This window comes from Streptomyces poriferorum, from assembly GCF_019399235.1.
GTDB lineage: Bacteria > Actinomycetota > Actinomycetes > Streptomycetales > Streptomycetaceae > Streptomyces > Streptomyces poriferorum.
Genome location: NZ_JAELVH010000124.1, coordinates 34322 through 44633, shown reverse-complemented (window position 1 = coordinate 44633; position 10312 = coordinate 34322). Strand labels below are relative to the sequence as shown.

The following is a 10312-nucleotide window of genomic DNA, read 5'->3' as shown; positions in this document are numbered from 1 at the left end:
GCCTGGCCCGGCAGCCGGCCCCGCCAGTGCCGGAGTCCGGTCGGCGTCCGTACCGGTGTCCCGCCCCGCCGGTCCCGGCAGCCCGCCCCGCCGGTCCCGGAGCCCGGTCAGCGCCCGTCTCGTCGGCATGCAGCGAGCAGGCGGACCCCGTGTGAGATGTCCGCCGGTGGCAGGTGTGCGTAGCCGATCACCAGGCTCACGGAGGCGTCGGCGGACAGTGGGTCGCGGCAGTCGTCGAGGGGTCGCAGGGCGATTCCGGCCTCCGCCGCGCGGCTCACGAACTCGGCCTCGGGACCGTACCGCTCGGGCAGCCGGGCGATCACGTGCAGTCCCGCCGCGATACCGCTGACCTCGGCGCCCGGGAAATGCTCGGCGAGCGCGGTCGTCAGCACGTCACGACGCTCCCGGTAGGCGCGCTGACAGCGGCGCAACTGCCTGTCGTAGCCTCCCCGGACGATGAAGTCGGCGAGCACGGCCTGGTCGACGGCCGGATTGCCCATGTCCATGGTCCGCTTGCGGTCGACGATCTCGTCCGTCATCGACGCGGGTGCCAGCAGCCAGCCGAGCCGCAGACCCGGCGCCAGGGACTTGCTCACCGAGCCGGTGTACGCGACATGCTCGGGGTCGAGGCCCTGGAGGGCGCCGACGGGCGCTCGGTCGTAGCGGAAGTCGCCGTCGTAGTCGTCCTCCACGATGACGCCGTCCGTCTCCCTGGCCCAGTCCAGAAGCCGGCTGCGACGAGCGGCGGAGTACGCGATTCCGGTGGGGAACTGATGGGCAGGCGTGGTCACGACCGCTCGCACGCCGGAGCGCACGAGCGGTCCGATCGCCAGTCCTTCGTCATCGAGCGGCAGCCGCTCCGTGGAGAGGCCCGCCGACGAGAAGAGGGTGGCGTGCTCCGGGCTCCCGGGGTCCTCGACACCGACGGTGGTCAGTCCGCGTCCGTGCAGGACGAAGCCGAGCAGGGTGCTTGCCTGGGCGACGCCGGAGCAGACCAGCAGGCGCTCCGGGTCGGCCACCACCCCGCGGCGCCGTGTGAGCAGCGCGGCCAGCGCATCACGCAGTTCCGGCAGCCCGCGCGGGTCCGGGTAGCCCAGTGCGCTGTGCGGCAGCCGGCCGAGAACCGAACGGTGGGTGGCGGCCCAGGCACTGCGCGGGAAGAGCGAGAGATCCGGCGTGCCCGGTCTGAAGTCGACGCGTGTGCCGGGGGCGCGGGGAGCGAGATCGCGGGCACCGCCCCTGGCCGCCCGCACCGAGCCGCTCACCCATGTCCCCGCCCCGTGCCCGCTGCGCAGGTAGCTCTCGGCGGTCAGCTGCTCGTAGGCCTCGGTGACCAGGCCGCGCGAGACGCCGAGATCCGCCGCGAGCGCGCGGCTCGACGGCAGTCGTGTACCCGGCGCCAGGCGGCCGGAACGGACCGCTTCCCGCAGTGCGGACTGCAGCGCCCGCCCGCGCCCACGGGCCGGAGCCGAAGCGGCCGGGAGGAGCAGCTCCCAGGCGGCCGAGACGGACTCCCGCGCACCGCCGTCCGTACCGGGCGTAGAAGTGGTCCCCGAAGACGTCATAAATGTGGACCTTAAACCGGACCGCCCGGGCGCCTAGCGTCGAAGCCATGAATGTGACCTATCTGCGTGGCGCGTCTCTCGCCGCCTTCGCCTCCGTCCTCGTAGGTGCCTCCTTCACCGCCAACAGTGTCCTCGGCGACTATCCGTACGCCGGGGGGCAGGCGCTGCGCTACGGCCTCGCCGCCCTGCTGCTCCTGCCCCTGCTGAACCGGGCCGGTGAGCCCCGGCCCGCCGACGTACTCCGTCGGCTCACCGCCAGGCAGTGGGGCCGCCTGGCCCTGCTCGCCGCCGTGGGAATGATCGGCTTCAACCTTGCCGTCCTGGCGGCCGAACGGTCCGCGGAGCCGGCTGTTCCGGGCGTGTTCGTCGGATGCGCACCGATCCTCGTGGCCGTCCTCGTGCCGCTGGCGGCCGGGCGCAGGCCGACCCGCGCCGTTCTCGGCGCCGCGGCGCTGGTCGCGATCGGCGCGTTCACCGTTCAGGGCTGGGGGCAGACCGACACGGCCGGCATCGTCTTCTCCGTCGGTGCGCTGGCCGGTGAGGTGGGCTTCGCGGTCATCGCCGTACCGGTGCTGCGTCCGCTGGGACCCAAGCTGCTGTCCGCCACGGTGTGCGCGATCGCCGCGGTGGAGTCCACGGTCCTGGGGCTGCTGGTCGACGGTGCGGGATTCGTGCGTGTGCCGACGACCGGCGAGGCGGTCGCGCTGCTCTGGCAGGCCGCTGTGGTGACCGTGATCGGGTTCGTCTGCTGGTACCGCGGCATGCAGCGCATCGGAGCCGAGCGGGCCACGCTGTTCTCGGGTCTCATCCCCGTCGCAGCCGCGCTCACCGCCCCGCTCGTCGGCTCCGGCTCGTACGGCCTCGCGCAGGCGGCGGGCAGCTGCCTGGTCGGGGCCGGAGTGGCGATCGGCTCGGGGGCCCTGAGCAGGCGGGGCCGCGAGCGGGTGGCGGACTCAGCGGCTGGTGTCGAGGATCACCCGCGCCACCAGAGCCGGGTCGTCGTTCATCGGGACATGACCGCAGCCGGGCAGCCGGACCAGCCGGGCACCGGGGACGGTGTGCTTGGCCCGGATGCCCTGGCGTCGCAGGAGCAGCCGGTCATGGCCGCCCCAGGCGATGGTCACCGGTAGCCCCGGCACGTTGTCGGAGAACCGGATGTTCCTTCCGGCGGTCAGCGTCCGGTGGAAACCGGACGCCCGTCGCAGGGCGAGAGTCTCGGAGACGGCCGCTTCCGGTGAGCGCCGCCCGGGCCGGGCATAGATGGTGCTGGTCAGGACGGTGCGACCGGCAGCGGTCCGGGACAGCCGCTCGATGAGGGGCAGCGGCATCGACTCCGCCGCGAGCCGCATCGCGCGGAGCGTTCCGAACGCGTACCGGCGCTCGGGATCCGTCCAGAAGCCGGCGGGCGAGAGCGCGGTCACCGAGCGCACGAGCTTCTCGCGGCCCAGCTCCAGCGCCAGCAGCCCGCCGAGCGAGTTCCCCGCCACGTGGGGACGGTCCACCCCGATCGCCTCACAGAAGGTCCCGAGCAGCGGCGCCACGGTCGTCAGGTCGTACGCCACGTCATCCGGCAACCCCGGAGAGGCGCCGAAGCCGGGCAGGTCCACGGCGATGACGTCCCGCTCCAGGGCCAGGACCGGGATCACCGGGTCCCAGGCCTGCCGGTGGTGGCCGATGCCGTGGAGCAGCAGCAGGGGCTCACCGGAGCCCGACCGCTCGTACGCCACGGACACGGTCCGCGGTCCTCGGGGTGACTCGACGGTGAACGAGACCGTGGTGGCCATGGAGTTGCTCCCGGGTGAGGCGACACGAGGGGTCCTTGCCAAGCGGCTCAGACATTCCGTCAGCAACAATTACCGCCAAGTAGCTTGTAGTTCAAGGGGGCGGGTGCGCGAACCGGACACGCGGGCGCGGCGGCGAGCCGGCTTCGCGGCGACAGGTCGGCCGATCGCTCGCATTCCAGATGGATGCGCGGGACGGATCCGACCGATATATGTCTATCGTCCTTAATGTCGACGGAAACTCCGCATTGCTTGCAGAGTGACGGATAGGTCTATTTCCCCGGGTGATGTGCCCGGCCGCCCGCACCGAATGGTCGACCTGGCAGGCAAGGAAGCCCCGCGCACCCTCCCGGACGTGGGGCTTTGTGCTGTCTGCGCCCCGCCTTCCGCGAACGTCCTGTGAACGCTGCACGGCTGATCGCCGCTTCGCGGCCCCGTGGCCCGAGGATTGGTCTTGACCAAGGGGGTGCGCCGTCCTATGGTCTCAACGTTAAGACAGGAACCTTTAATAAATAACGTCGCGGAAAAGCCGCTGGGCGATTGCGGAGGACAGGGTGGGGACCACGCAGCTGGAATCGGTGCAGGAGCCGAAGTACTGGCACCTCAAGACCGTGCTCAGTGAGGCACTCGACTCGGACTTTGCGGTGGGGGAGATCCTTCCCAACGAGCGCGAGCTCGCCGCCCGGTTCGGCGTCGCCCGGGCCACGCTCAGGCAGGCCCTGGAACAGCTCGAACTCGAAGGCAGGCTGCAACGCCGCCGCGGAGTGGGCACCACCGTCGCCCCGCCGCGCGTGGGCGTCGCCGTCTCCACCGCTCAGCACGACTGGACCGGGGGCGGTGCGGGCGAGGCCTGGCAGTCGGCCGACTGCCGGACGGCAGCCGCGCCGGCCGCCGTGGCCGGGATGCTCGACGTGGCAGGTGACGAGCCCGTCCACATCGTGCGCAGGATTCGCCTCACGCACGGACAGGCGGTCGCGGCGGAGCTGTTGTACGTACCGGCGGCCTCCGTTCCGGATCTCTCGGCGATAGAGACCCCGTCCGGTCCCGCCAGGGCCCGCAGTGTCGTACGTGAACTGCACCGGCTCGGCCTCGACGGTCAGGACCGTTCCGTGGAGCTCGGCTCCGCGCGCGCGGACGACGCCAAGGAGCTCGACCGGCTCCCCGGCGCCCCCGTCCTCGTCGTGACGACCCGCTACCTCGCGGCCGGCGGCACAGCCGCCGTCTCCGTCGCCACATACCGGGCCGACACCTGCCGCCTCACCTTCGGTGACTCGGGCGATCTGGAGATCAGCCACGACGACCGGACCCAGCAGGCATCCTGACCGGATGACCGTGCGCTCCTTGCGTGCACCGAACGGCCCGCCGCCTTCAGCGGCGGGCCGTCACCGTTCCCTCCACGGCGAAGAGCTGCTCCTCCACATGGTCGAGCGCCAGCCGCAGCGCACCCGTGGCCACGGCGGCCTCGCCCAGGAGCGACAGGGTCACCCGAGGGGGCCGCAGGCAGTAACGGGCCAGCTCACCGCGGAGCGGATCCAGCACCCCGTCCAGGCCGGCGGCCCAGCCTCCGATGACCACCAGTTCCGGATCGAGCGCCAGGACCAGTGCCGCCACGTCGTGCACCAGACGCTGGATGAACCGTTCGACGGCGGCCTGGGCCTGCTCGTCGCCGCGCCGTGCCTTGGCGAACACCGCGGCGACCGCATGCTCGTCGAGCGGGTCCAGGGGTGTGTCCGTTGTCGAGAGCAGTCTTTCCGGTGTGACGTCACGGCCGAGTAGGTGCAAGGCACCGATCTCGCCGGCCGCACCGCCGAAACCGCGGTGCAGCCGTCCGCCGATGAGAGAACCCGCGCCCGGGCTCAGACCCGCCAGCACGAACACGATGTCATCGGACTCCGTGGCCGCACCCTTCCAGTGCTCCGCGACCGCCGCCGCGTTCGCGTCGTTCTCCACGAGCACGGGGCAGCGGAAGGAGCGCCTCAGGCGCTCACCGAGCGCCAGCCCCGTCCAGTCCGGCAGCGCGGTCCCGAGCCGGACGGTGCCGTCGGCCTCCACGATGCCGGGGCTGCCCACGCCGACCGCCCGAAGACTGCTGCGGGCCACGCCGGTCCGCCGGAGGACGTCGGCGACCACGGTCCGCACCTTGTCGAGGCGGTCGTCCGCGCAGGCGGTCTCCGACACCTCGCGAGAGCCGGCGCCGATGATCCGGCCGTCCAGCCCCGACAACAACGCCGAGACCCGGTGCGGGCCGATCTCGATGCCGAGGAGGTGTCCCGCCTCGGCCCGGAACCGGAACCGGCGGGCCGGACGCCCCTGACGCCGCGCCTCGGCCCCGTCCGGGGCGGACTCGACGACCAGTCCGGCCTCGAACAGTCCCTCCACGACGCCCTCGACCGTGGGCCGGGACAGCCCCGTGATCCGGGTCAGGTCCGTAAGGGTCGGGGATTCCGCGCCCCGGAGGGCGTGCAGCACCACCGCGGAATTGATCCGTCGCAGCAACGACGGGTCCCCACCGGTCAGCCGGCCCACGGTGTGTCCTCCCAGCTCGTGCGCATGTCAGGCGGATCGTACTCGCTGCCCGGGGACTGGGCGACCATGGGCGGCGAGGCAGCCCGGGAACACCCGGTATCAGCTCGGAGCGACGAATCCGGACTCGTAGGCGGCGATGACCGCCTGGGTGCGGTCCCGGGCACCCAACTTCGCCAGCACGGCGCTGACATGGGACTTCACCGTCTCGACGCCCACCACGAGCCGGGCCGCGATCTCGGCATTGGACAGCCCGCGGGCCATCAGGCGCAGAACAGCCGCCTCGCGCTCGGTGAGGGAAGCCCGCTCCATGGCCTCCCGCGCCTTGCTCGTACCGTATTCGGCTGCCAGCTGCCTTACCGCGGCGGGGAACAGCAGGGACTCGCCCTCCGCCACCAGCCGCACCGCGTGCACGATCTCGGCCGGCCTGGCCCGCTTGAGGAGGAAGCCGTCCGCGCCGGCCCGCAACGCCTCGTAGACGTACTCGTCGTTCTCGAACGTCGTCACCACCAGGATCTTCGGCGGATCGGGCACGGTCCGCAGCACCACCCGAGTCGCTTCGATGCCGTCCATGAGCGGCATCCGGACGTCCATCGCCACCACATCGGGCCGCAGCTGACGCACCAACGGGATCACCGCGGCGCCGTCACCCGCCTCACCGACCACCTCGATGTCTGGCTGGGCTTCCAGAACCGCGCGCAGTCCCGCGCGGACCAGGGGTTCGTCATCGACGAGAAGAACGGTAACCGGCATTCGGTCAGCGTATGCGGTACAGAGGAAGGCTCGCGTGCACCCTCCATTCCCCCTCGTGTGGTCCCGTTCTGGCGCTGCCGCCCAGCAGCGCGGCTCTCTCCCTGATGCCCCTCAGCCCGCTTCCGCGCCCCATGGCATCGGTCGAACCCGCGAGGGGTGTATCGATCGAACTCATGAGCGGATTCGTCACCTCCAGCTCGAGCCGGCCGTCGGCGACGGTGACGCGGACCCGGACGCGGACCCGGACCGCGACGGATCCGGAATGGCGCAGCACATTGGTGAGGGCCTCCTGGAGAATGCGATATCCCTCGCGGGACACTGACGCCGGTACCTGTTCCAGGGGACCGGACAGGTCAGCATCGACCTCGGCGCCGGAACCGCGCGCGGAGTCCAGCAGCCGGTCCGCCTCGCTCAGCGAGGGCTGCTGACCCGTCGGCTCACCCGATTCGCGCAGCACTCTCAGCACCCGTTCCAGATCGTCCAGCGCATCACGGCCCGTCTCCTCGATCGCCGCCAGCGCCCGCTCGGTGAACTCCGGGTCGTGTGCCGCCCGGGCGGCGCCTGCCTGAACGACGGCGACCGTCAGAGCGTGTCCGATCGAATCGTGGAGCTCGCGCGCTATCCGGTTGCGTTCGAGCAGTTGCTCCGTGCGCTCCTCCAACGCGGTCATCCGCTGTTTCCGGGTCGGCCCGAGCAGCCACCGGGCAGCAGCGGTGATGAGCTCTCCACAGCTCACGACGATGGCGAGCAGCATCACCAGGGGAACCGGAGCGAGGAGCGCGGCCCACCAGTGCGTGCCCAGCCCGGCGGCGAACCACTCGGCGCTCGGTTCCGAACCCACCGCCGAGCGGATGAGATCGACCGCCGTGGCCAACAGCCACACCGTTGCCATGCCGGCCAGTGCGGCACAGAGCAGGCGCACCTCCAGCCATAGAGATGTCCGCCACCGCTCGGACCACGACGTGGAGGGAGTGACCGAGATTGTTGCCGCGGGGTCACCTCGCTCGTCGGGAGTGAGCAGCAGTTGTGCCTGGATGCCCTCGGCCAGGCGCATCCCCGGAATCAACCCCACCAGAGCTGCGAGGACAACGGGCACCCAGGGCGTGTCCGTCGAGATGAACAGCCAGACACTCACAGCGGCGCCGGGCAGGAGCAGATGCAGCCACCGGGTGTAGGTGACCGGCGTGGTCAACGGGCGGAGGAAGCTGGACATGCAGCCATCGTGCCAGCGAGTTCCGCGCGACGGCTCCCCCGCGCGAGGGAGATGATCCACACCGGCGGGGGAGGACCGCCGCCGGCGCCGCGGCCAGGCTGGGGACATGACCAGTATCGATGTCAACGAGCTCATCAAGGACTACGGTGCGACCCGCGCCGTGGACCGACTCACGTTCAGCGTGCGGCCCGGCCGGGTCACCGGTTTCCTCGGGCCGAACGGGGCGGGCAAGTCCACCACCATGCGGCTCGTCCTCGGCCTGGACCGGCCCACGGGCGGCACCGCCACGATCGGCGGGCGCGTATATGCCGCTCTGAACGACCCCCTTCGCCGGGTCGGCGTGCTGCTCGACGCGCAGGCTGCCCACGGCTCGCGAACGGCACGCGACCACCTGCTCACCCTGGCCACGAGCAATGGTCTGGGGCGGGCACGGGTCGAGGAAGTGCTGGAGGAGGCCGGACTCGGTCGCGTCGGGGGCCGGCGGGTCAAGACGTTCTCCCTCGGTATGCGCCAGCGTCTCGGCATAGCGGCGGCACTGCTCGGTGACCCGGAGGTGATCATGCTCGACGAGCCGTCGAACGGCCTGGATCCGGAAGGCATCATCTGGGTCCGGGAGTTGATGAAGCGGCTGGCGCGGGAGGGTCGCACCGTGCTGGTCTCCAGCCATCTGATGAACGAGACGTCGTCGTTCGCCGACCATCTGATCGTCCTCGGACAGGGCCGCCTGCTCATCGACATGCCGATGCAGGAGTTCCTCGACTCCCGGAGCAGGCCCCGGGTGCGAGTACGGGTGACCAAGACCGATTCGCCCCGGTTCAGCGAGGCCTTGACGCGTAAGGGACTCCGGGCCGAGCACGGCCAGGACGGGTTCTGGACCGTCGAGGCGGCGAGAGCGGCCGAAATCGGTACGCTCGCCGCCGCGGAAGGCATTCCTGTTCTTCAGCTCATTGACGAGCAGACCACGCTGGAACAGGCCTACCTGGATCTCACCGTGGGCGCAGCGGAGTTCGAGTCCGCATCCGATACCCGCACCACCCGACAGGAGGCCTGATCATGACGGCTGCCGCAGTCCTGCGCTCCGAGTGGATCAAGATCAGATCGCTGCGCTCCGTCGCCGGATCCCTGACGGCTGTCTTCCTCGCCACCATGGCCGTCACGGTCCTCAGCTTCGCCACCGTCGGCCAGGCCGAAGCGGACAACGCGGACGCGGATCTCGTCTTCGGCGCGTTCTACGCCCTGAACTTCGGTCAGATCGCGGCCATCAGCTTCGGAGCCACAGCGATCTCGTCCGAATACGTAAACGGTGCGCTGCGTCTGTCGCTGGCTGCGGTTCCGCGCCGCACTCTCTTCTACACAGTCAAGATGTCGCTCATCGGGGGCACGGCTCTAGCCGTAGGGCTGGTCACCAGCTTCAGCTCATTCCTCGTCGGGCAACTGTTCATGGGGGACTATGCCATCGGGCTGGGAGAGCCGGGCGCGCTGCGGGCTGCTGTCGGCAGCGGCATATATCTCGCTCTGATGACTCTCCTCGCCGCCGGGCTGACCGTTCTGTTGCGAAGTGCCGTCGCCGTGCTCAGCCTGCTCATTCCCTTCATCCTGATCGTGTCGTTCGTCGTCGGCGACGTCGCAGGCGGAGTGGCCGACTATCTTCCCGACCGGGCCGGACAGTTGGTGCTGCACCAGTACCCGGACAGCAGCATCGGGCCCTGGACAGGCCTTGCCGTGACCGCGGCATGGGCGGGGGCGGCATTGCTGGCCGGTTGGTGGGCACTGCGACGCCGGGATGCCTAGGACCACGTGAGCCCGGGGGATATGCAGGACGTGACGTTGGGTAACACACAGGACGTGACGCTGGGCGGGAGGCCAGTGGACCGAATACGTCAGTCCCATGGCACGGCACAGACCGAGGAGATAGAACCGTCCCATGCCAAGCTTCGAGGTCACGCCCATCGGTACGGTCCGGAACGACCGGAAGGACGTTCAGCACACGGACAACTGGGGTGCCGTCCGCAGCACGATCACCATTGACGAGCGCTTCGGTGAGGCGTGTCTCCAGGGACTGGAGGGCTTTTCCCACGTGGAGGTCCTCTTCATCTTCGATCAGTTCCCCGAACGCGACGACTACCGTGAACCGCGCCCGTACCGCGGCCGCTCCGACCTCCCGCCCGTCGGTGTGTTCGCCGGCCGAGGCCCCCGCCGGCCGAACCGCATCGGGGTGACGTGCTGCGCCATCGAATCCGTCGACGGCCGCGAACTGACGGTGGTGGGCCTCGACGCGGTCTGCGGTACCCCGGTCATTGACCTGAAGCCGACGATGGCGGAGTTCCGCCCGGTGGACGTCAAGCAGCCGGAGTGGGTCGGCGACTTGATGTCGGAGTACTTCCAGCCGTAGGGCCTGTGCCATGAACTCGTCCGCGCTTGCCGGCAGAGCCCCGTCGCGCAGGGGGCTCAGGTGGCGGTGACGGGGAGGTGACGCG

The 10312-nt window shown here is 70.5% G+C and carries 9 protein-coding genes and 1 pseudogene; 5 read left to right on the top strand and 5 right to left on the bottom strand.

Going from position 1 to position 10312, the window contains the following annotated elements:
• Nucleotides 1-107 precede the first annotated feature (107 nt).
• Nucleotides 108-1565 (bottom strand): MocR-like pyridoxine biosynthesis transcription factor PdxR, encoded by a 1458-nt coding sequence (pdxR, locus tag JGS39_RS21775; protein ID WP_219570976.1) that lies wholly within the window; start codon nt 1563-1565, stop codon nt 108-110.
• Between the two features lie 2 nt (nt 1566-1567).
• On the opposite strand from pdxR, the pseudogene JGS39_RS42100 reads away from it, so the two are divergent.
• Nucleotides 1568-2029 (top strand): annotated as a pseudogene (locus JGS39_RS42100) (EamA family transporter); the annotation flags it as partial.
• A 489-nt stretch (nt 2030-2518) separates the two neighbouring features.
• On the opposite strand, the gene JGS39_RS21765 reads toward JGS39_RS42100, so the two are convergent.
• Entirely contained in the window at nt 2519-3349 is an 831-nt protein-coding gene (locus JGS39_RS21765) for an alpha/beta fold hydrolase (RefSeq protein ID WP_219570975.1), read from the bottom strand.
• 551 nt (nt 3350-3900) lie between these two features.
• On the opposite strand from JGS39_RS21765, the gene JGS39_RS21760 reads away from it, so the two are divergent.
• Nucleotides 3901-4668, top strand: coding sequence for a GntR family transcriptional regulator (locus JGS39_RS21760; protein ID WP_219570974.1), 768 nt, complete (start codon nt 3901-3903; stop codon nt 4666-4668).
• Nucleotides 4669-4714: 46 nt separating this feature from the next.
• Here JGS39_RS21760 and JGS39_RS21755 read toward each other — a convergent pair whose 3' ends face one another.
• The 3 genes from JGS39_RS21755 to JGS39_RS21745 form a co-directional block, all read right to left on the bottom strand.
• Nucleotides 4715-5872, bottom strand: coding sequence for an ROK family transcriptional regulator (locus tag JGS39_RS21755; protein WP_219570972.1), 1158 nt, complete (start codon nt 5870-5872; stop codon nt 4715-4717).
• A gap of 99 nt (nt 5873-5971) precedes the next feature.
• On the bottom strand, nt 5972-6622 hold the full coding sequence (locus JGS39_RS21750) for a response regulator transcription factor (RefSeq protein WP_136326275.1): 651 nt from the start codon (nt 6620-6622) through the stop codon (nt 5972-5974).
• Nucleotides 6623-6626: 4 nt separating this feature from the next.
• Nucleotides 6627-7835 (bottom strand): sensor histidine kinase, encoded by a 1209-nt coding sequence (locus JGS39_RS21745; RefSeq protein ID WP_219570971.1) that lies wholly within the window; start codon nt 7833-7835, stop codon nt 6627-6629.
• Nucleotides 7836-7941: 106 nt separating this feature from the next.
• On the opposite strand from JGS39_RS21745, the gene JGS39_RS21740 reads away from it, so the two are divergent.
• From JGS39_RS21740 to JGS39_RS21730, 3 genes are all read left to right on the top strand, one after another.
• A complete protein-coding gene (locus JGS39_RS21740) occupies nt 7942-8886 on the top strand; it encodes an ATP-binding cassette domain-containing protein (RefSeq protein ID WP_219570970.1) in 945 nt (314 codons plus the stop codon).
• A gap of 2 nt (nt 8887-8888) precedes the next feature.
• The gene (locus JGS39_RS21735; protein WP_219570969.1) at nt 8889-9626 is read left to right on the top strand and encodes an ABC transporter permease; all 738 of its coding nucleotides are present in this window, start codon (nt 8889-8891) and stop codon (nt 9624-9626) included.
• A 133-nt stretch (nt 9627-9759) separates the two neighbouring features.
• A complete protein-coding gene (locus tag JGS39_RS21730) occupies nt 9760-10227 on the top strand; it encodes an SAM-dependent methyltransferase (protein WP_219570967.1) in 468 nt (155 codons plus the stop codon).
• Nucleotides 10228-10312: the final 85 nt, after the last annotated feature.

Excerpts from the sequence above, each read along its gene's own strand:
- JGS39_RS21765 (WP_219570975.1), bottom strand. The coding sequence starts at position 3,349 with ATGGCCACCACGGTCTCGTTCACCGTCGAGTCACCCCGAGGACCGCGG.
- pdxR (WP_219570976.1), bottom strand. The coding sequence starts at position 1,565 with ATGACGTCTTCGGGGACCACTTCTACGCCCGGTACGGACGGCGGTGCG.
- JGS39_RS21730 (WP_219570967.1), top strand. The coding sequence starts at position 9,760 with ATGCCAAGCTTCGAGGTCACGCCCATCGGTACGGTCCGGAACGACCGG.
- JGS39_RS21745 (WP_219570971.1), bottom strand. The coding sequence starts at position 7,835 with ATGTCCAGCTTCCTCCGCCCGTTGACCACGCCGGTCACCTACACCCGG.
- JGS39_RS21735 (WP_219570969.1), top strand. The coding sequence starts at position 8,889 with ATGACGGCTGCCGCAGTCCTGCGCTCCGAGTGGATCAAGATCAGATCG.
- JGS39_RS21750 (WP_136326275.1), bottom strand. The coding sequence starts at position 6,622 with ATGCCGGTTACCGTTCTTCTCGTCGATGACGAACCCCTGGTCCGCGCG.
- JGS39_RS21740 (WP_219570970.1), top strand. The coding sequence starts at position 7,942 with ATGACCAGTATCGATGTCAACGAGCTCATCAAGGACTACGGTGCGACC.